The 20,987-nt window shown below is 43.6% G+C and carries 15 protein-coding genes and 8 tRNA genes; 10 read left to right on the top strand and 13 right to left on the bottom strand.

What is annotated here, in order from left to right; genetic code table 11:
- Window positions 1–89: 89 nt before the first annotated feature.
- Both OCV44_RS10100 and OCV44_RS10095 read right to left on the bottom strand, forming a co-directional pair.
- Window positions 90–1,964: an MFS transporter gene (locus OCV44_RS10100; protein ID WP_139685521.1), complete on the bottom strand. Its 1,875-nt coding sequence runs from the start codon at window positions 1,962–1,964 to the stop codon at window positions 90–92.
- Window positions 1,965–1,981: 17 nt separating this feature from the next.
- Window positions 1,982–2,572 carry a TetR/AcrR family transcriptional regulator gene (locus OCV44_RS10095; RefSeq protein ID WP_139685522.1) on the bottom strand — a complete coding sequence of 197 codons (591 nt, stop codon included), beginning with the start codon at window positions 2,570–2,572 and terminating at the stop codon, window positions 1,982–1,984.
- Window positions 2,573–2,768: 196 nt separating this feature from the next.
- On the opposite strand from OCV44_RS10095, the gene OCV44_RS10090 reads away from it, so the two are divergent.
- Entirely contained in the window at window positions 2,769–3,686 is a 918-nt protein-coding gene (locus tag OCV44_RS10090; RefSeq protein WP_139685523.1) for a Tim44 domain-containing protein, read from the top strand.
- Window positions 3,687–3,921: 235 nt separating this feature from the next.
- Window positions 3,922–4,957 (top strand): IS630 family transposase gene (locus OCV44_RS10085; RefSeq protein WP_261900923.1). Its coding sequence is split into 2 segments (ribosomal slippage): window positions 3,922–4,380 and window positions 4,382–4,957, totalling 1,035 coding nucleotides; the frame shifts between segments, so codons are not numbered across the junction.
- A gap of 223 nt (window positions 4,958–5,180) precedes the next feature.
- On the opposite strand, the gene OCV44_RS10080 is transcribed toward OCV44_RS10085, so the two are convergent.
- From OCV44_RS10080 to OCV44_RS10045, 8 genes are all read right to left on the bottom strand, one after another.
- Window positions 5,181–5,265: transfer RNA gene (locus tag OCV44_RS10080), tRNA-Tyr, on the bottom strand.
- 102 nt (window positions 5,266–5,367) lie between these two features.
- A tRNA-Tyr gene (locus OCV44_RS10075) sits at window positions 5,368–5,452 on the bottom strand.
- A gap of 102 nt (window positions 5,453–5,554) precedes the next feature.
- Window positions 5,555–5,639: transfer RNA gene (locus tag OCV44_RS10070), tRNA-Tyr, on the bottom strand.
- A gap of 102 nt (window positions 5,640–5,741) precedes the next feature.
- Window positions 5,742–5,826, bottom strand: a tRNA-Tyr gene (locus tag OCV44_RS10065).
- A 102-nt stretch (window positions 5,827–5,928) separates the two neighbouring features.
- Window positions 5,929–6,013 (bottom strand) — tRNA-Tyr (locus tag OCV44_RS10060).
- A 102-nt stretch (window positions 6,014–6,115) separates the two neighbouring features.
- Window positions 6,116–6,200, bottom strand: a tRNA-Tyr gene (locus OCV44_RS10055).
- Window positions 6,201–6,302: 102 nt separating this feature from the next.
- Window positions 6,303–6,387, bottom strand: a tRNA-Tyr gene (locus tag OCV44_RS10050).
- 102 nt (window positions 6,388–6,489) lie between these two features.
- A tRNA-Tyr gene (locus OCV44_RS10045) sits at window positions 6,490–6,574 on the bottom strand.
- A 389-nt stretch (window positions 6,575–6,963) separates the two neighbouring features.
- Here OCV44_RS10045 and OCV44_RS10040 point away from each other — a divergent pair.
- The 5 genes from OCV44_RS10040 to OCV44_RS10020 all read left to right on the top strand — a co-directional run bounded on the left by OCV44_RS10040 (window position 6,964) and on the right by OCV44_RS10020 (window position 16,224).
- Window positions 6,964–8,082 carry an efflux RND transporter periplasmic adaptor subunit gene (locus tag OCV44_RS10040; protein WP_139686104.1) on the top strand — a complete coding sequence of 373 codons (1,119 nt, stop codon included), beginning with the start codon at window positions 6,964–6,966 and terminating at the stop codon, window positions 8,080–8,082.
- Window positions 8,082–11,195, top strand: coding sequence for a vibriobactin export RND transporter permease subunit VexH (gene vexH, locus OCV44_RS10035; RefSeq protein WP_139686105.1), 3,114 nt, complete (start codon window positions 8,082–8,084; stop codon window positions 11,193–11,195). The genes OCV44_RS10040 and vexH overlap by 1 nt, the downstream gene beginning before the upstream one ends.
- A gap of 307 nt (window positions 11,196–11,502) precedes the next feature.
- On the top strand, window positions 11,503–12,570 hold the full coding sequence (locus OCV44_RS10030) for an efflux RND transporter periplasmic adaptor subunit (RefSeq protein WP_170213761.1): 1,068 nt from the start codon (window positions 11,503–11,505) through the stop codon (window positions 12,568–12,570).
- Between the two features lie 67 nt (window positions 12,571–12,637).
- Window positions 12,638–15,700 carry an efflux RND transporter permease subunit gene (locus OCV44_RS10025; protein ID WP_139686107.1) on the top strand — a complete coding sequence of 1,021 codons (3,063 nt, stop codon included), beginning with the start codon at window positions 12,638–12,640 and terminating at the stop codon, window positions 15,698–15,700.
- A gap of 203 nt (window positions 15,701–15,903) precedes the next feature.
- On the top strand, window positions 15,904–16,224 hold the full coding sequence (locus OCV44_RS10020) for a DUF1244 domain-containing protein (RefSeq protein ID WP_139686108.1): 321 nt from the start codon (window positions 15,904–15,906) through the stop codon (window positions 16,222–16,224).
- A gap of 128 nt (window positions 16,225–16,352) precedes the next feature.
- Here the strand turns inward: OCV44_RS10020 and OCV44_RS10015 are convergent, their stop codons facing one another.
- The gene (locus OCV44_RS10015; protein WP_139686109.1) at window positions 16,353–17,420 is read right to left on the bottom strand and encodes a PLP-dependent cysteine synthase family protein; all 1,068 of its coding nucleotides are present in this window, start codon (window positions 17,418–17,420) and stop codon (window positions 16,353–16,355) included.
- Window positions 17,421–17,549: 129 nt separating this feature from the next.
- Between OCV44_RS10015 and OCV44_RS10010 the strand changes: the two genes are divergently transcribed.
- Both OCV44_RS10010 and OCV44_RS10005 read left to right on the top strand, forming a co-directional pair.
- Window positions 17,550–18,023, top strand: a complete 474-nt coding sequence (locus tag OCV44_RS10010; protein WP_139686110.1) for an Lrp/AsnC family transcriptional regulator — start codon at window positions 17,550–17,552, stop codon at window positions 18,021–18,023.
- Window positions 18,024–18,112: 89 nt separating this feature from the next.
- On the top strand, window positions 18,113–18,778 hold the full coding sequence (locus tag OCV44_RS10005; protein WP_139686111.1) for a hypothetical protein: 666 nt from the start codon (window positions 18,113–18,115) through the stop codon (window positions 18,776–18,778).
- A gap of 154 nt (window positions 18,779–18,932) precedes the next feature.
- Here OCV44_RS10005 and tesB read toward each other — a convergent pair whose 3' ends face one another.
- Complete coding sequence (tesB, locus tag OCV44_RS10000; protein WP_012604483.1) at window positions 18,933–19,793, bottom strand: acyl-CoA thioesterase II; 861 nt, start codon at window positions 19,791–19,793, stop codon at window positions 18,933–18,935.
- A gap of 168 nt (window positions 19,794–19,961) precedes the next feature.
- Here tesB and OCV44_RS09995 point away from each other — a divergent pair, with 168 nt between their 5' ends.
- Window positions 19,962–20,402 carry a YbaY family lipoprotein gene (locus OCV44_RS09995; RefSeq protein WP_139686112.1) on the top strand — a complete coding sequence of 147 codons (441 nt, stop codon included), beginning with the start codon at window positions 19,962–19,964 and terminating at the stop codon, window positions 20,400–20,402.
- 87 nt (window positions 20,403–20,489) lie between these two features.
- On the opposite strand, the gene OCV44_RS09990 is transcribed toward OCV44_RS09995, so the two are convergent.
- The gene (locus tag OCV44_RS09990) at window positions 20,490–20,792 is read right to left on the bottom strand and encodes an MGMT family protein (RefSeq protein WP_139686113.1); all 303 of its coding nucleotides are present in this window, start codon (window positions 20,790–20,792) and stop codon (window positions 20,490–20,492) included.
- Window positions 20,793–20,987 lie beyond the last annotated feature (195 nt).

The following is a 20,987-nucleotide window of genomic DNA, read 5'->3' as shown; positions in this document are numbered from 1 at the left end:
TTTAACTAAGTGGTAAGTAAGTCTAAATGAATTGAACAAACGTTAAGTAAAACTAAACGTTTGTTCAGTTGATATGAATAAAGGGTTGCCTAGCGTAGCGATCCGCGAAGATCAGAGACTGACTGTCGAAGAGTGTTGCATGAAGCTTCTTTCGCAAGTATTGGTTCGCCAGCTTCTATCTCTAACTTGGCCCGGAAGCGGGTCGGTAACCCCTTGAAAGCTTGACCTTTATAACGACTGAAGTAGCTGCCCCATAACCCTTTAAGTGCCATTGGAATCACAGGCACAGGAGAACGTTTGATAATCAGCTCCATGCCACGCATGAATTCGGCCACTTCGCCATCAGCGGTTAGCTTGCCTTCAGGGAAAATACACACGATGTGCCCTTCATCTAGGGCTCGTTCAACTTCTTTGAAAGCGTTTCTAATCGAGTTTCGGTTGGTTGCGGAGACTGGAATAACTCCTGCTCTTTTTAAGAATCGACGTAGTGGAGGCAGCTTGGCGTAATCCTCTTCCATCACAAACCGAATCAAGCGAGGGCAAACCGCACTCAGAAGCAGTGCATCCATATAACTCACATGGTTGCAAACGATCAGTGCGCCGCCATTCTCAGGAAGGTGGTGTAAGTTCTTGTGCTTAACTCGGTACATGGTGTGAGTGACCACCCATGTAAAGAAACGAAAAGCGTAGATAGGCACCTGATGAAACAGGTACAGCATAACCAAAGTGTTTCCTATTGCGAGCAACACAAATAGCTGTGGAATGGAAAGATCGAGAACACTCAGGCAAACAATACCCAAAACAGCACTTCCTACCATGAACAATGAGTTATAGATATTGAGCCCTGCAATCACTTGAGCTCGCTCATCAGGCTTAGCGCGTAGTTGCATCAAAGAGTACAGCGGAACAATAAAGATACCTCCAGAAATGCCTAATAATAGTAGGTAAGCAAATAGAGGCCACAGATCTGAATAGGTTACAAACTGATGAAAAGTGCTGAAGTCAGGCAAAGACTCTGGGATGGATATCGCCATCAGCAGTCCAAAAATGGACATACCCAGGCTACCCATTGGCACGATGCCGATTTCAATTCTGTGATTTGATAACTTATCGCAAGCCAAAGAACCTATCGCAATACCGACCGAGAAAAGAGCTAACAAAAAGGCAACCGAGCTTTCAGTGCCGTTCAGGTGGAGCTTAGTGAAGTTTGGAAACTGAGTTAGATAAGCAGCGCCGAGGAACCAGAACCAGCTGATAGACATCAGTGCTTGAAACGTTGGGCGATCTTTTTTTGCAATCGCCAGTGTCGCGCGTGTTAGCTTTACTGGCTGCCACTTCACTTTCAGATCTGGTGCGTTACTTGGCGATTGTGGAATAAAGCAGCTTGATACATAGCCAAGTACGGCGAAAGAAACAATACATACCGCAGCAATGAGCTTCGCGCTTTCGTCAGATGCAATAATACCGGCACCTAGAGTACCAATAAGAATGGCTAAGAATGTGCCGGTTTCGACTAAAGCGTTGCCGGATACCAGTTCTTTAGTTTCTAACTGTTGTGGAAGCAGTGCGTATTTCACTGGGCCAAAGAAGGCACTTTGCGTTCCCATTAAAAATAGTAATAGAAGAAGAATCGCATAGCTTTCGTAAATAAAACCGATCGCGCCTAGTGACATTATCACCACTTCAAGGAGCTTAACTTTTCGGATAAACCAAGATTTTTCGTATTTATCAGCCAGCACACCGGCCAAAGCAGAAAATAGAAAGAAGGGAAGAATAAAAAGGCCTGCAGCCAAATTAATGAATAGATTACTGGAAATAGGCAGCGTATCTACGCTTGCGAAAGCAACAAACAGTAACAGCACATTTTTGAATATGTTGTCATTAAAGGCGCCTAAAAATTGAGTAATAAAGTAGGGTAGGAACCTTTTTTGCGTTAACAGCGAAGATTGGCTGCTGTTGTTCATTGTCTTTCCTTGAATGATTACCAGTTGGTTAAGTAGTTTGAGATTAGGTTATTGATCAACTCTTTACCATCGATAGGTTCAGAAGCGAAAAATTTGTCATCAACGCTAAGTAGAGTAATTCCATGTACTCCAGACCATAATACACGACTGGCTTTAATGACTTCGCTTTCTGTGTGTTCAGGAGCAATAGCCACCAATAATTGCTCTAACATACCGGTCATTCTATCGATACGATTCGACTGCCATTCAGGGAGGTTTTCACCATTCATGTTGTGCTCAAAGATAAGCTGCCAACGGTAAGGATGTTTTTGTGCAAAATCGTGATAGCAGTATGCAAGATTGAACAGAGCTTGTTGAGGGTTGCTCGATTGTTCAACCGCAGAAGCTGATTGGGACGACAGTTCATCTAATGTTTGAGCAACAACGTGTAAAAGGAGTAGGTTGTAGTTACCAAATACATTCACCAAGGTGCTAGGGACATAACCAATCATATTGGCAATCTTACGTAAGCTTAACTCGTGATAAGAGTGCACTTCTAAAAAGTCGGTCACCGTCTTTAAGGTTAATTGCACTAATTGTTCGCGAGTATGATCGTTTCGTCTTGCCATGAGTACTTTCTATTAAATGAACATCGTTCAATATTTTAATGCTGCCCCAGAGTGCCGTCAATCCCTTCGCTAGTTTAGTAATCAATTAATAGCCGCAATATTATGATACATGTGTAAACGTCGTGAATATTTCATTGTTCTTTGTTAACGAGTATGATTAAGGTGTCGAAAGATAAAAAACCTATAAAGGATAATAATGAAACGATTTTTCTCACTAGTCGCGATCCTGTTGGTAACAGTCGCGGTGACGCCAATCGCGGAAGCGAAAAAGTTTGGTGGTGGTAAGTCATTTGGCAAAAGCTTTAAAACGGCTCCAGCACCAAAACAACAAAATACAAATTCGAACCGACAAGATCAAACTGGCAAGAAAACAGCAGCAGCTAACTCTAGCAAGAAAGGCCTTATGGGCGGTCTGCTAGGTGGTTTACTTGCTGGTGGTCTTTTAGCTGCATTCTTTGGTGGCGCATTTGAAGGTATCCAGTTTATGGATATTCTGATCATGGGTCTGATTGCTTTCCTAGCGTTTAAATTCCTACGCGGAATGTTGGGCGCGAAGCAGGGCTCAATGAACCAGCAGAATGCTCGTGGCCAACAGCCAGCATTCGGTGGTATGGGTCAGAACAAGTTTGAACAACCTAAGCAACAACCAAATGTTCATAACTTCGAGCAAGCACAACCTCAATCTCAACCACAAGGCGCTGCTGGCGGTTTCGGTTTTGGTGCGCAAAGCGATGTTCCACATAACTACCCACCAGGTTTTGATCAAGCGGCATTCATCAACGGTTCTCGTGAGCACTACCGTACACTGCAAGGTGCATGGAATCACAACGAGCTGAACACGATTGAAGAGTACGTATCTCCAAGCCTATTTGAAGACCTAAAAGCTGAGCGTAATAAGCTAGACGGTGATCAGCACACAGACGTAATGTACGTTGATGCTGAAATCGTTCGTGCAGACCATGATGGCAGCAAAGCACAGCTAAGCCTTCAGTTTAGCGGTCGTTACCGTGATACAGCGGACGGCATAGAAGAAGATATCACTGATATCTGGCACTTAGAGCGTGACCTAACGACTCAAAATGCACCTTGGTTAATTGTTGGTATTCAAGGTTAATTCCAGGATTTAACTAAATATCAATATGATGTAGTTATTTGGAATAACGGCAAATAATTGAAAGCCTCTGCTGAGAAATCAGCAGAGGCTTTTTTGTGTCTAATGATAGGTATCTGTAAGTCGCAGCAGGGAAATTGGCTTTGAGCTTTTTTGGGGGAGGGGGCGAAGGGTTTTATACCAATTAAAGTAAAAATATGATCTAATTGAGGCCGTCGAACTCTTACAGAAAATTGCTATGGATAGCCTTAATAATACAGATTTTAAAAAGCTAGCAAGCCAACAAAAAACCATTCAAATGAAGGTTCGCTTGCTAGCACTTGCCCACTTCAAAGAAGGTCACTCGCGCACTCAAATTGCCAAATACCTTAAAGTCAGTCGAACCAGTGTAAACAAATGGGTCCAAGCATTTCTTGAAGAAGGATTGGAAGGGCTTCAAGAGAAACCTCGCACAGGCAGACCAGCCTATCTCAATGTAGAACAACGAAAACAACTCAGCGCGTTCATTAAGAAAGAAGCTGAGTCCCCTTCAGGCGGGCGCCTTGTCGGGAGCGATATACATGACTACATCGTGAAAAACTTTGATAAATACTACCACCCTAATTCTATCTATTATCTCCTCGACCACATGGGCTTCTCTTGGATAACTTCTCGCTCCAAACATCCTAAACAATCACAGCAAGTCCAAGACGATTTTAAAAAAATTCCAAATAGAAACGATCCTTAAGATCCCCGGCCATATTGGGCTAGAGAGTGTTGATGTCTGGTTTCAAGACGAAGCTAGGTTTGGTCAACAGAACACAACGACACGCCTTTGGGCGACTCGTGGAACGAGGCCTCGCGTCGTAAAACAACAGCAATTTGAATATGCTTATTTGTTTGGTTCGGTATGCCCTGAAAGAGGAATTGGTGAAGCCATAGTGGTTCCTTGGGTTAACAAAGACATAATGACAAATCACCTAGGGCAGATATCGAAAGCGACTGAAAAAGGACGTCATGCCGTAGTGATAATGGATGGTGCAGGGTGGCATACCGATGATGTTGCGAAAGAATTTGATAATGTCAGTGCCATCAAGCTTCCACCCTACTCGCCAGAGCTCAATCCTATAGAACAAGTTTGGAGTTGGTTACGGCAACATTATCTAGCTAATCAAAATTTCACTGATTATAACGACATTGTTTCCAAGGTTTGTCGCGCTTGGAATGGATTTCTTGAGTGCAAAGATCGCGTCACAAAAATGTGTACTAGAGATTGGATAGAGCTGATCAGTTAATTTTCCGGATTGGTATTACTTGGTATGTGAACACCACATGGAAGTCTGGAGAGACTGAGCGCGATGTGATCTTCAAGAGGTGTATAGAAGTTTGAAGTGTTGAACTTAGACAGAAGAGCTTTCAACCTCTGTATTGATAAGATAGGGCTTATCAATAACGTGTTCAGAAACGAAAAAGCCAACTCAATGAGTTGGCTTTTCGATTTTCCAATTAAGGAGAATATGGTGGAGGGAGACGGATTCGAACCATCGAAGGCAGTGCCGGCAGATTTACAGTCTGCTCCCTTTGGCCACTCGGGAACCCCTCCAGGGTATGTCTTACTCTTCACAAAGTAAGCCTAAATTGATGTTTTCCCATAAGCCCATCAACTAGGTTGTTCTCTTAACTCTCGAAAGAGGTAAGAAGAATATGGTGGAGGGAGACGGATTCGAACCATCGAAGGCAGTGCCGGCAGATTTACAGTCTGCTCCCTTTGGCCACTCGGGAACCCCTCCAGGGTGTGTCTTACTTTTCACAAAGTAAGCCTAAATTGATGTTTTCCCATAAGCCCATCAACTAGGTTGTTCTCTTAACTCTCGAAAGAGGTAAGAAGAATATGGTGGAGGGAGACGGATTCGAACCATCGAAGGCAGTGCCGGCAGATTTACAGTCTGCTCCCTTTGGCCACTCGGGAACCCCTCCAGGGTGTGTCTTACTTTTCACAAAGTAAGCCTAAATTGATGTTTTCCCATAAGCCCATCAACTAGGTTGTTCTCTTAACTCTCGAAAGAGGTAAGAAGAATATGGTGGAGGGAGACGGATTCGAACCATCGAAGGCAGTGCCGGCAGATTTACAGTCTGCTCCCTTTGGCCACTCGGGAACCCCTCCAGGGTGTGTCTTACTTTTCACAAAGTAAGCCTAAATTGATGTTTTCCCATAAGCCCATCAACTAGGTTGTTCTCTTAACTCTCGAAAGAGGTAAGAAGAATATGGTGGAGGGAGACGGATTCGAACCATCGAAGGCAGTGCCGGCAGATTTACAGTCTGCTCCCTTTGGCCACTCGGGAACCCCTCCAGGGTGTGTCTTACTTTTCACAAAGTAAGCCTAAATTGATGTTTTCCCATAAGCCCATCAATCAGGTTGTTCTCTTAACTCTCGAAAGAGGTAAGAAGAATATGGTGGAGGGAGACGGATTCGAACCATCGAAGGCAGTGCCGGCAGATTTACAGTCTGCTCCCTTTGGCCACTCGGGAACCCCTCCAGGGTGTGTCTTACTCTTCACAAAGTAAGCCTAAATTGATGTTTTCCCATAAGCCCATCAACTAGGTTGTTCTCTTAACTCTTAAAAGAGGTAAGAAGAATATGGTGGAGGGAGACGGATTCGAACCATCGAAGGCAGTGCCGGCAGATTTACAGTCTGCTCCCTTTGGCCACTCGGGAACCCCTCCAGGGTGTGTCTTACTCTTCACAAAGTAAGCCTAAATTGATGTTTTCCCATAAGCCCATCAATCAGGTTGTTCTCTTAACTCTCGAAAGAGGTAAGAAGAATATGGTGGAGGGAGACGGATTCGAACCATCGAAGGCGGAGCCGGCAGATTTACAGTCTGCTCCCTTTGGCCACTCGGGAACCCCTCCAGGGTGTTTTTTCCTAACTCATAATGGATAGGCTAAAGAGATGTTTTTCCCAACGCATCTCTCAAGTGCGGAGCGCATCATAGCAAACACGTTAAACCTGTAAAGGGTTTTTCTTATGGTTTTGTGTTAAATGCTGCCTTTTTGGGCAAAGATGGCGAAAAGTACGCATATTGCTCGTGAAGTGAACATCTGTACTAAGGTTTGCGTACTGATAGGTAACACCTTGAGGTAATTAGCTTTCTGTATCGTGTTTAGTTTGTGTAATTCGCCATGAAACGTCAATGGAATTTAACTTAGATTTACACTTCTTGACGTTACAGCATTCATCAATTGATAGAATACGGTTAATTTCATTTATAGCCACTAAATCTTACTTGCAGACCATTACTATGAAGCATAAATCTGTTTTAACCCTACTTAGCTTGTCTATTCTTATGGCGTCTCCAGCCGTACTTGCTAAACGTATGGGCCCTAGCACTGTCACTGTTGTTACTGAGCAGGTTGATATTCACCAAGTTAGTCAATCTCTTTCTTTGGTCGGTAAGTTAGAAGCCGAGCAATCTGTAATGATCACTTCTGAAGTGGCTGGCAGAGTGAACTCTATTAACATCAAAGCCAATCAAGATGTCACTAAAGGGCAGATGTTGGTTCAACTCGACGATGACAAAGCAAAAGCGGCGGTTGCAGAGGCTCAAGCGTATCTAAAAGACGAACAACGTAAGTTAGCGGAATTTCAACGCCTAGTGAAACGTAACGCGATTACGCAAACTGAAATTGATGCGCAGAAGACCAATGTTGACATTGCTAATGCTCGCTTGGCTGCCGCAAACGCCAATCTAAAAGATCTTCATATCAGTGCGCCTTTCTCTGGTACGGTCGGTTTTATCGACTTTAGCCGCGGCAAAATGGTGACATCGGGTACTGAGCTCGTGACGTTAGATGACTTGTCTGTGATGCAGTTAGATCTTCAAATTCCTGAGCGCTACCTTTCTAAGCTATCTAAAGGCATGGCAGTAACGGCTCGCACCAGTGCGTGGGGCGATACTCAGTTCACTGGTACTGTGGTGGGGATTGATTCTCGTATTAACGCTGAAACTTTGAACCTTCGAGTTCGAATCCACTTCGATAACAATAATGATTACCTAAAGCCGGGCATGTTAGTGGCGGCTGATATGGATTTTCCACCAGTAGAAGCGCCTATTATTCCAGTTCAAGCACTCGAATACTCGGGTACTAAGCGTTTCGTTTACGTTATTGGCGAAGATAACAAAGCGACTCGTACCGAAGTTTTTCTCGGGGCTCGTCTTGAGAACGAAGTCGTGATCGAAAAAGGCATCGAGATTGGGCAGAAGATCGTGGTGCAAGGTATTGTGAACATGCGCGACGGTGTTTTGGTGCAAGAGCTTGCCGTAAATCGCCCAGCTAAACTTGACGGCGATACAGCTAATTTTGATGGCAACAAAGCTAATCTCGATAAAAATACAGCAACACAAGAAGGCGCTAACTAATGTTGTTATCTGATGTTTCTGTAAAGAGACCAGTAGCGGCTGTCGTATTAAGCCTATTATTGGTTGTGTTTGGTATTGTCTCTTTCAATAAGCTCGCAGTTCGTGAGATGCCAGATATCGAAAGCCCGGTGGTATCGATCAGCACTCGTTATGAGGGTGCGTCTGCCACCATCATTGAAAGCCAAATTACCTCCAATCTTGAAGACCAGTTATCCGGCATCAGTGGTATCGATGAAATCGAATCCACGACACGAAACGGCTCGTCACGAATCACTATTACCTTTGAACTTGGTTACGACCTCAATACTGGTGTCAGTGATGTACGTGATGCGGTAGCTCGTGCTCAGCGTTCATTGCCCGATGAAGCTGATGACCCTATCGTTTATAAGAACAACGGTAGTGGTGAAGCGTCGGTTTACATCAATTTAAGTTCGACAGAGATGGACCGAACGCAGTTAACCGATTACACCGAACGTGTGTTGATTGACCGCTTTAGTTTGATTTCTGGTGTGAGCTCGGTGGATATTTCTGGCGGCTTGTACAAAGTAATGTACGTGAAGCTGAAACCTGCACAGATGGCGGGTCGCGGTGTTACTACCTCGGACATCACGTCTGCGTTAAAAAATGAGAACATTGAAAGCCCAGGTGGCGAAGTGCGTAACGATGCGATCGTGATGTCAGTTCGTACCGCTCGCTCTTACACTGAAGCGAAAGATTTCGAATACCTAGCAGTAAAACGTGCTTCTGATAACACGCCTATCTACTTAAAAGACGTTGCGGATGTTTACATTGGTGCAGAAAACGAGAATTCGACCTTTAAAAGTGACGGCGTGGTTAACGTCAGTATGGGTATTGTGCCTCAGTCAGATGCAAACCCACTTGAAGTAGCCGACTTAGTTCACAAAGAAGTTGAAGCGATTCAAAAGTTCTTGCCTGACGGAACTCGCTTGGCTGTTGATTATGATTCAACGGTCTTTATCGACCGTTCGATCTCAGAGGTTTATAGCACACTCTTTATTACGGGTGGTTTGGTTATCCTCGTGCTTTACGTCTTCATTGGCCAAGCTCGTGCAACGCTAATTCCAGCCGTGACCGTTCCTGTATCGCTAATCTCGTCGTTTATTGCGGCGTACTACTTTGGCTTCTCTATCAATCTCATCACCTTGATGGCACTTATCCTGTCTATCGGTTTGGTGGTCGATGACGCCATCGTAGTGGTTGAGAATATTTTCCACCATATTGAACGTGGTGAATCACCATTGCTTGCGGCTTATAAAGGGACACGTGAAGTAGGCTTTGCAGTAATCGCGACCACGCTAGTATTGGTAATGGTGTTCCTACCCATCTCGTTTATGGACGGTATGGTAGGCCTTCTGTTTACTGAGTTCTCAGTGCTATTGGCGATGTCGGTGATCTTTTCATCTGTCATAGCATTAACCTTGACGCCGGTTTTGGGCAGTAAAATCCTAAAAGCGAACGTGAAACCTAATCGCTTCAATCAATTTGTTGAACGTGTGTTTGGTAAGTTAGAAGGTGGGTACAAATCGGTATTGCGCCGTGCTCTAAACTGGCGTTGGGCAGCTCCAATCATCATTATTTCTTGTATGGGCGGTAGTTATGGTTTGATGCAACAAGTGCCTTCGCAACTGACGCCACAAGAAGACCGTGGTGTTATCTTTGCGTTTGTTCGTGGTGCCGATGCAACCAGTTACAACCGTATGTCTGCCAACATGGACATCGTTGAAGAACGCCTAATGCCGCTGCTTGGTCAAGGGTTCTTAAAGTCATTCAGCATTCAATCACCAGCGTTTGGTGGTAATGCGGGCGACCAAACGGGCTTCGTTATCATGATCCTGGAAGACTGGGACGAACGTGCAGAAACCGCACAACAAGCCTTGGGCGAGGTACGTAAGTCTTTAGCGGGTATTCCTGATGTGCGTGTATTCCCGTTCATGCCAGGCTTCCGTGGTGGTTCAAGTGAGCCTGTGCAATTTGTACTGGGTGGCTCTGATTACTCTGAGCTTCAGAAATGGGGCGAACTCTTAAAGCAAGCTGCTGAAGACTCTCCAATGATGGAAGGTGCGGACATCGATTACTCTGAGAAAACACCAGAGCTATTGGTAACCGTAGATAAGCAACGTGCAGCTGAACTAGGTGTGAGTGTTTCGGATATTTCAGATACCTTAGAAATCATGCTGGGCGGTAAGAGTGAAACGACATTCGTTGAACGTGGTGAAGAGTACGATGTTTACCTGCGTGGTGATGAGAACAGCTTTAACAATGCCAATGACTTAAGCCAAATCTACATGCGAACTCAGTCTGGCGAGCTAGTAACGCTTGATACGCTGACGCACATTGAAGAAGTCGCTTCATCGATTCGTTTGTCGCACTACAATAAGCAGAAATCGGTGACCATTAAAGCGAACTTAATGGAAGGCTACACGTTGGGCGATGCTTTGGATTTCCTTGATGAACAAGCGATTGAACAGCTACCCGGTGATATTTCAGTGAGCTACTCTGGCGAGTCAAAAGACTTCAAAGAGAACCAATCGAGCATCCTCGTGGTGTTCGCGCTAGCGATGTTGGTGGCGTACTTGGTATTGGCTGCGCAATTTGAAAGCTTCATCAACCCGCTGGTGGTGATGTTCACCGTACCTATGGGTATCTTTGGTGGCTTCTTGGGCTTGGTGCTGATGAGTCAAGGGCTCAACGTTTACAGCCAGATCGGTATGATCATGTTGATCGGTATGGTGACCAAAAATGGTATCTTGATCGTCGAATTTGCCAACCAACTTCGAGACCGTGGTATTGAGTTTGAAAAGGCGATCATTGATGCTTCAGCACGACGTCTACGTCCAATCTTGATGACGGCGTTCACCACATTAGCCGGTGCCATCCCATTGATTACCTCAACGGGCGCAGGTTATGAAAGCCGAGTGGCAGTAGGTACGGTTATCTTCTTCGGTATGGGCTTCGCGACACTGGTAACTCTGTTTGTAATCCCTGCGATGTACCGACTGATTTCCGGCTCAACACGCTCTCCGGGTCACGTAGAGGCGGAGCTGAATAAAGAACTCAGCCATGATAACGTGGGAAGAAGCAGTCACGGTTAACCAATGAAATAATAAATGGAGTGTCAGGTTCGCTTAATAATAAACGCTGAACTTGCCACTTCATTTTGCCAACCATATTTCTTGAATAATCTTCTATATATCTCTCCTACTGCTTTATTCTCTGAATTACAATTGCACGATAGTTATCACTTATACCTATATCTGTGTGGTACACCCCCTCATTAAACAGTACAATCCGCCTGTAATGCCATTTAATTCAATGAGCTATGCGGATGAACGTGATGCTCTCTTATTATTTAATGGTCAATGGCTCGCGTATCTATCTTGTTTGAACAGAGGATGTTTTATGTTTCAGAAATTAAATTTTGCTTTTCTGGTTGCTCTAGCTGCAGTGGCAGGTTTATCCGGTTGTAGTGACCAAGATATTCAAAAAGAAGAACAGGGGATTCGTCCTGTTAAGTTAATATCAATTACTGTTGATGAATCCGTTAACGTTGCTAAATTTCCTGCAATTATCAATGACAACCGCCTCGTCGAATTAAGCTTTATATCAGGTGGTAAGATAATGTCATTACCTGTGAAAAATGCTCAATTGGTGAAAGAAGGGGATGTTATTGCAACTTTAGATCAGAGAGATTTAAAAAATATTTTACGTAAAGTACAAGCACAATATAAAAGTGCGGAGATTGAATACCAACGAGCTCTAAAGTTATCAAAGAATAATGCTGTTTCTAAAAGCGTATTACAGGAACGCTTAACGGAACGCGATGTTATGCGCTCACAATTAGATAGTGCAAAACAAGCGATCAGCGATTCGGTACTTAAGGCTCCTTTTAACGGTGTAATTGCGAAAAAAATGGTGGTAAATGGTCAAGCCGTATCTGGTGCTCAAACCATCGTAAAGTTTATTGGTGGTGACACGTTAGAAGCGTCTATTGATATTCCAGCTAACTATCTAGCCAAGGTTTATCAAAATGAAGATCAACAAAAAACAACTGAAACATTTATCACTCTTGATACCGCACCGGGTTTGAGCATTCCAGCGAATTATCAAGAGGCGACATTGCTAGCGGATTCAGCAACTCAAACTTACGCCGTGACATTTGAATTTTCGGCTCCTAAGAATATTTTAGTGTTGCCAGGAATGAATGCGACCATTGAAATGAGAACATCCGCGAATCCATCGGCCAATAATATTGTTGTTCCAACTAGTGCGATTATTCGTGAAGGCGAAGGTGTTTATGTATGGGTAGTCACGCAAGACACTATGACGGTATCTAAACGCAAAATAGAAGTCGCAGATGAAGTGGGAGAAACTTTAACTGTGACCTCTGGCTTACAAAAAGGTGAAGTGGTAGTAAGCGCTGGTGCGGCTTACTTACATGAAGGGATGGAAGTAAGAGAATGGAAATAAACTTATTTTTTCTTTTTATATCAATAATTTCGTCTTATACCAATAAAAAGTAAGCAAGGAGGTACGAATGAATATTGCTGAGTTTACAATAAAAAATACGGTACTAAGTGTTATCGTGATTTTGCTTACGATTGTTGGTGGGTGGCAAGCGTACCAAAACATGGCAAGGTTTGAGGACCCAGAATTTACTATTAGGCAGGCTGTTATTGTTACGGGCTACCCTGGTGCAAATCCTCACGAAGTTGCATTAGAAATCACCGAACCTTTAGAGAAAGCGATTCAACAGTTAGCTGAGGTAAAAACCATCGACTCGGTTTCTACCTATGGAAAATCTGAAATTAACGTAGAAGTTCGATACGACGCTTCCAAAACCCGCGCCGACTTACAGTTAGTGTGGAATAAGTTACGCAACAAAGTAAGAGATGCATCAGCATCATTACCTCCTGGATCTGGCACGCCTTACGTTGCCGATGATTTTGGTGATGTTTTTGGTCTACTCTATTTTATAACGGGTGACGGGTATTCGAATTCAGAGTTGAAAACGTACGCAAAAACATTACAAAGCTCGTTACTTCAAGTGGATGGTGTGGCTCGCGTAACTTTAGATGGACTAAAGAAAGAAGCAATTTATGTGGAGATCTCCACTCAAGACGCAAAGCGTTTAGGCTTGTCGATATCTAATATTGTTGGCTTGCTCTCTCAACAAAATGCAGTCGTTTCATCAGGCAATGTAAAAGTAGGGAATAAACGCGTTGTTATTGATCCAACGAGTGCCATTGACTCGGTTGAATCGATTCAAAATTTGCTTATTACTGTCGATTCTAATGGTAAGTTGATTCACTTAAAAGATATCGCGAAAGTATGGCGCGGTTACCAAGAACCTGTTGAGAAAGCTTTCTTATACAATGGTGAGCCTGCTATCGCAGTAGGTATCTCGGGCATTCTTGGAAGTAATATAGTTAAGATTGGTAGTGACGTTGACGCAAAAATCGCTGAAACGAAAAACTTACGCCCACTTGGCATTGAGCTTCACGAATTTTATCACCAAGGCAATATAGTTGATTCATCCGTTGAAAATTTTGTGGTGAACGTGATTGCAGCTTTGGTTATCGTGATTGTGACTTTGCTGCTATTTATGGGGCTTAAGTCAGCGTTGGTTATTGGTTCTATCTTGCTTCTAACTATCTTTGCTACTTTAGCGACGATGAGCTTTGTGGATATTCCAATGCACCGTATTTCTTTAGGTGCGCTTATTATTGCGTTAGGAATGATGGTAGACAATGCCATTGTAGTAACGGAAGGGATATTAGTTGGCGTAAAAAATGGTGCTAAGAAGCTGGATATAGCCAAGCAAATAGTCAGACGCTCAGTTTGGCCGTTATTAGGCGGTACGTTAGTTGGAATTATTGCTTTTGCACCTATTGGGTTGGCTCCGGGGTCGACGGCTGAATATACCGGACACTTATTTTGGGTTATCTTGATTTCATTGATGTATAGCTGGTTATTTGCAATCACATTAACGCCTTTATTCTGTTTCTGGTTATTTAAAGAAGCTGAAAGCGAGGTTGATAAACAAGTCAAAGAAAGCCGTTTTACCTTGTCATACAAGAAACTGCTTTATGTAACGCTCAAACAGCGCTTTGTCGTTGTTGGTGGTGTGGTTGCTTTGTTCTTCGTTTCTGTTTGGGGTTTCCAGTTTGTTAAACCTGGTTTCTTCCCTGCATCAACAACGCCTATGTTTGTTGTTGATTATTGGTTACCTCAAGGTACTGATATAACGGTGACTAAAAAAGACATTGAAAAGCTTAATGAGCATGTTCAATCTTTAGACGGCGTGGTGGATATACAAGCTTCAGTTGGTGGTGGTGTACCACGCTTTATGCTGGTGTATGCGCCTGTTTCTCAAAATTCGGCATACGGTCAATTGCTGATCAAAACGCAAGATGACAAAGTCATTAACGGGTTAATTACCGAAATCCAAAGTTACATTGATATGTCGTTCCCTGATGCTCAAGGCAAAGTGTGGAAGTTTGTTCTTGGCCCTGGTGGAGGTTCTAGCATTGAAGCTAAGTTTAGTGGTCCTGATACTCAGGTTCTACGAGAACTGGCAGCGAAGGCTAAAGCCATTATGGCCGAAGATGGTAAAGCCTTATCAATCAAAGACGATTGGAGGCAACCAATCAGTGTGATTGAGCCTATCTATTCCGTTCAAGCAGCACAACGCGTAGGGATTTCTAGAGAAGACTTAGCATCGGCATTACAGACTAAATTCTCAGGCACTAATATTGGTTCGTACAGAGAACGAGATGAGCTTATTCCTATTATTGCTCGCTCTCCTCAGTCTGAAAGTAATGGTGTGAGTGATATTAATAATGTTCAAGTAATCAGTTCAGTTACGGGGTCAAGCGTTCCTATTGGTCAAGTGACAGATGGCTACCGAACGGTTTGGCGTGATGGCTTAGTAAAACGTGTTGACCGTCAGTGGGAAATAAAAGCGCAAGCGGATCCCGTCCCTGGAGAATTGACAACGGATCTATTTAGCCGTATTCGCCCTCAAATTGAAGCGATTGAATTACCGGACGGCTACACACTGGAGTGGGGAGGTGAGTATGGAGACTCAAAAGAATCGAATGAAAACCTAGCTTCAACCATTCCATTAGGTTTAGTGGCAATGGTTATCACAGTGTTTGTGTTGTTCGGAAGCGTAAGACAACCGGTTGTGATTTGGTTAGTCGTACCATTAGCCTTGATTGGGGTTTCTGCTGGCTTATTGGTCACGGGTACACCAATGGAGTTCATGGCTATCTTAGGATTACTATCTCTATCTGGTTTGTTGATTAAGAATGCCATTGTTTTGGTTGACCAAACCGACTTAGAAATAAGTGAAGGAAAACCAAGGCATGATGCTGTTATTGATGCAGCGGCAAGTCGTGTAAGGCCAGTAATGATGGGTGCTTTAACGACGGTATTAGGGGTTATTCCTTTATTCTTTGATGCGTTTTTCCAATCGATGTCTGTGGTTTTAGTCTTCGGTTTGACGTTTGCAACACTACTCACTCTAGTCATTGTACCAGTGTTGTACGCAATATTTTTCAATATTAAATCTTCAGAAACTTTAAGCCATAAATAGTAAATGGATTGATGAGTAGACTAGTCATTTCAAGCTAAGGCGATTAACTAGAAGTGATTGAATAGTAGAAAGGCTTAGCCATTGCGCTAAGCCTTTTTCTATTAGTACGAATTTAAACAAAAATTTAAGTGTTAGGTTTTTTTTGCTATAACAGCACTTAACTAATCCTGGCTGTATTAATAATCAATATAAGGGAAACTATAATGGCTGAATTTAAATACAAAAATCTTTCTCAAGAAGAACAAGACAAGCTGGATGCAGCAACCTTTCGTCGCCTGTTAGCACACCTAGACAACAACAAAGATGTCCAAAACATCGACCTGATGATCTTGGCTGGCTTCTGCCGCAACTGTTTCAGTAAGTGGTACAAAGCAGAAGCTGAGCAACAAGGTTTAGACTTGGATATCGATGATGCTCGTGAGCGCGTGTACGGTATGACTTACGATGAGTGGAAACAAAATCACCAACCAAAAGCGACGCCTGAACAACTAGCTGCATTTGAAGCGAAGCAGAAGCCAGAGTAATTTGTCGTATTAGCTGTAACGACGTATAGTCAAACAGCACTTAGAATAAACTGCATATAGCAAAAGAGCCCATCAGGGCTCTTTTTTAATTTTGTACATTGTCTTAGCTTTGAATGCTAACTTCGAACTTAAGCCAACTCACCTGTTTGTGAGAAAGCTTCAAGCTTCGCAGCATAAGGTTGTAGGTCGCCGATGTTTAGATTAACCCACTCGTCATTGAAGTAAGTATCTAGGTAACGCTCACCGCTGTCACATAGCAAAGTCACAATAGAACCTGTCTCACCGCGTGCTTTCATCTCGCTTGCCAGTTGAAGCACACCGTACATGTTAGTACCGGTTGATGCGCCGACCTTGCGACCAAGAATGTCAGATAACCAATGCGTCGTTGCGATACTTGCTGCATCTGGAATTTTACGCATTTCGTCAACCACACCAGAAATGAAGCTTGGTTCTGCTCGTGGGCGACCAATGCCTTCAATTTTGCTGAATGTATTGCCTTTCACGTTCGCATTGCCAGTTTGGAAATATTCGTGGAATACAGAGTTCTCAGGATCCACAACACAAAGCTTAGTTTCATGCTGTTGGTAGCGAATGAAACGGCCAATAGTCGCAGACGTACCGCCAGTACCTGGGCTCATAACTACCCAAGTTGGAATTGAGTGATCTTCCTTCTGCATTTGATTGAAAATCGAGTTCGCGATGTTGTTATTACCACGCCAGTCGGTTGCGCGCTCAGCGTAAGTAAATTGGTCCATGTAGTGACCATTCAGCTCTTCTGCTAAACGACGAGACTCATCGTAAATTTCATCTGAGCGGTCAACAAGATGCGCTTGGCCGCCGTAGAATTCAATCTGCTCAATTTTTTTCTTCGCTGTGCATTTTGGCATGACTGCAATAAACGGCAGGCCAAGTAGGCGAGCAAAGTACGCTTCAGACACGGCAGTGCTGCCTGATGAAGACTCAATGATCGTCGTTTCTGGGCCAACCCAACCGTTACAGATAGCGTATAAGAATAGAGAACGCGCTAAACGGTGTTTCAAAGAGCCGGTAGGGTGTGTGCTTTCATCTTTAAGGTAAACATCAATGCCTTCGATACTTGGCAGTTCGAGCTTGATAAGGTGCGTATCCGCTGAGCGTTGGTAGTCCGCTTCAATTTTACGAATCGCGTTGTTAATCCATTGATGGTCAGTGCACATAAGCGTTCTCCTGATCGAGAGTAGGAATTCTTTGTAATTGGTATGGTTCCAATTTAGCTAGAATCCGAGAGAAAAACTTTGCCATATTTGCTTTGTTTTGCTTAAATTGTAGAAAATTATTCTCTTTAAATGCAACTTGGTGAAAGTGTGATAGATGCCGTAGATAAAAAAATATTAAGGTTGTTACAAGAAGACAGCACGTTGTCACTGAACGATATTTCAGAGGCAGTAAACCTAACAACCACGCCCTGCTGGAAGAGACTGAAGCGTCTTGAAGAGAACGGCATTATTGAAAAAAGAGTGGCGTTATTGAATCCTGAAAAGCTCGAACTTGCTTTTACCGCGTTCGTATTGGTGAAAACCAGTGACCATTCTCATGAGTGGTATGGTCGTTTTGTAAACACCGTATCGGAATTTCCAGAAGTGATGGAGTTCTATCGCATGGCGGGCGAATATGATTATATGATGAAGGTTCAGGTGAAAGACATGAAGTGCTTTGATGACTTCTACAAGCGCTTGGTGAATAGCATTGATGGTATCTCTAATGTGACCTCGACGTTTGCGATGGAGCCATTGAAGTACACAACGGCATTGCCCCTTTAAGCTACACCTGGTTCAACGTTAACTATCGTTTCAGTTTAACTATCTTCTCAGTTTAGAGCTCGCCTCTGCGATAACGAAAAGGATTATTCATGTTTGCAAAAGTATCTACTGCTATCCAATTGGTGCTGGCCGTCGCTATTTTTTACTTAGGCTACACCATCTATTCGTTTACCAATAAAGTCGGTGAAATCGTTGATACGTATCCGCAGGTGATCGAAGATTTATCCGGTCTCACCAAAGGACTTAAAGTAGAAGAGTTGTTAGCGTTTGCTGAACATGTTAATGAGCTTGCTCCTCAGGTGCTAGATACCGTTGAAGACGTCAGAAAGACCGTCGAAAAAGTGAATCAAACCGTTTCGTCAGTGGATGGCAAAATTCCCGCTATTTTGGATGAAGTGAAAAATGTCCGAACGGAAGTCGGGCAGGTAAGAACCGATGTCATCCCGCCCACATTGACTGAATTAAAACGATACCGTGTGGATGTCATGCCGCCAATGCTCGCTGAAAGTAAATCTTACCGCCAGCAAACTATCCTCACTGTTGTTGCCGAATCTGAAATGCTACGAGCGGAAGTTCCGGGTATTTTGGCACAAGCGAATTTGCTGGCAGATAAAAGTAAAGAGTTAGCTCAGGGCGCCGCAGAGGGCGCAGTGAAAGGCGTGGTGATATCGCCATTTAATCTACTGCGAGACGCTGGTGATGGAATTAAAACTCGAGTACAAGGTGAATTCGAACCCTTGCTAGAGGCTGAATAGAGATTACGGACTGTTACGTGACAGCTTGTCGTTAGCATCATTAAAAAGAGAGGCTAGGTATTAAACCTAGCCTCTCTTTTTGTTTTCTCGTAAATATTTGGGGCTTATAAAAAGCGTTTCTTTGCTATTTATTTGATCTCTATTTATTTGATCGCTATTTAGTAAAACGCATCACACCTTCTTGAACGGCTGTCGCTACTAACTCACCTTTCTGATTAAAGATCTCGCCGCGCACTAGGCCACGAGTGTTCGCAGCGGTCGGGCTTTCAATCGCATAAAGCAACCACTCATCCATCTTGAATGGGCGGTGGAACCAGATAGAGTGGTCAATCGTCGCCACTTGGAAGTTTGGCGTCATGATAGAAACCTCATGAGGGTGTAATGCCGTCACCAAGAACCCCCAATCGGATGCGTAAGCAAGTAGGTATTGGTGAATCAATTGGTTGTCTGGCATCGCGCCATTTGCTCTCACCCAAAGGTACTGTTTTGGGTCGGCTTTCTTAGGGTTAAGCGGGTTCACTATTGTTACCGGGCGCATCTCAATCGGCTTTTCGCCACAGAAAGTCTTACGTAGTTTCTCTGGTAAGAACTCAGCAATGTGACTCGCTAGCTCAGTTTCAGATGCAAAGTTTTCTGGCCCGGGAATGTTTGGCATTTCATTCTGATGTTCAAAACCTGGAGCATCACCATGGTAAGAAGCCGTGAGATAGAAAATAGGGCGGCCATTTTGAATCGCTTTCACGCGGCGTGTACTAAAGCTGCGTCCATCTCTTAGGTTCTCAACATCGTAAATAATTGGTTTTTCAGGATCGCCGGGAAATAGAAAATAACTGTGGAACGAGTGAACACTGCGGTCGTCTTGAACAGTGTAACGAGCAGCAGAAAGCGCTTGCCCTAATACTTGACCGCCGTATACCTGTGGCAGACCTAGGTTCTCACTTTGCCCGCGGAACAGGCCTTCCTCTAGTTTCTCTAGCTGAAGTAAATTGAGTAATTCATTTAAAGGTTGACTCATCGCCAGCATGCCTCTTGGTAAAATAGGTGTCAGATTATGGTGTTAATCATTCAGCTTAGTCAGATATCTGTCAATAAATCATAGGGTTTCGAGACAGAATATGAAAGCTCTCTTATAATTGGTGAGTAGATTTGCCGAGTCCGGCAAACATGTTGAGAGAAATTGAATATGAAAAAGGCTCTAATTCTTATTACGTCTTTAGTATCGTTTGGCCTACTTGTAGGTTGCCAAGCAACATCAGAAACCAGTGCTTCTCAGGAAGTGGTTGCAGAGAACACTCAAGTGATTTCAGGAACAGTAAGCTACCGCGAAAGAATTGCATTGCCAGAGAATGCCGTAGTGACTGTTACGCTAGAAGATATTTCACTGGCTGACGCACCATCGACCGTTATCGCGACTCAAGAATTCACTACTGACGGTAAGCAAGTACCGTTCGCATTCGAGCTGAGCTACGACAACAACAAGATTAAAGCTAACCACCGTTACAACATGCGCGCAACGATTCATGTGGACGGCAAACTGCGTTTCACAACTGACACAATTAAGTCGGTGATTACTGACGTAGAAAACACGCAACAAGCAGACCTGCGCTTGGTGGGTGTTAATTAAAGATAGATGCAATCATTAAGGCATCTTGATTAGTTTGACTTAGCTAGTTGATTCGTTGACTCGCTAATTAGACGATTAGTGGCAGCTCTAGGGCTGCCATTTGTATATTCTGAGTTTAACTTTTCCCGCGTCACTCACTTCAATCCCTTCTTCTTGCAAATGCTTTTTCTGGCGATCAAACGAATCACCTTTCAAAGATATTTCGCCCTTACTGTTGATCACCCGAAACCAAGGCAGTTTGCTACCTTCTGGTAGGTTACCCAGCGCTTTACCCACATGGCGCGCATAACCCGGAAATCCTGAAAAACGTGCGATGTCTCCATAAGTTGTTACTTTCCCATATGGAATTTGGTGAATCACAGCAAAGATTTGGGGCAAAAATTGGTCCATACTAAATGTTCCTAGTTCATAAATACCAATCACAGTAAGTAAGTGTTCAAAAATAGCGCAGGGAAAAAGCTTGAGAACAAGACAGATTTTTCGATAAATAGTTGTTCTACAATCAAAAAATCTAACGAGGTTATCGAGTTTTTTAACAAGCTAGGGTGACCAGTTAATTACTACGATTGGTATGGTACCACGGAT

Source organism: Vibrio tasmaniensis (assembly GCF_024347635.1).
In the GTDB taxonomy this organism is placed as follows: Bacteria; Pseudomonadota; Gammaproteobacteria; order Enterobacterales; family Vibrionaceae; genus Vibrio; species Vibrio tasmaniensis.
The sequence above is the reverse complement of the archived record's forward strand: the minus strand, read 5'-3'. Positions and strand labels throughout refer to the sequence as shown.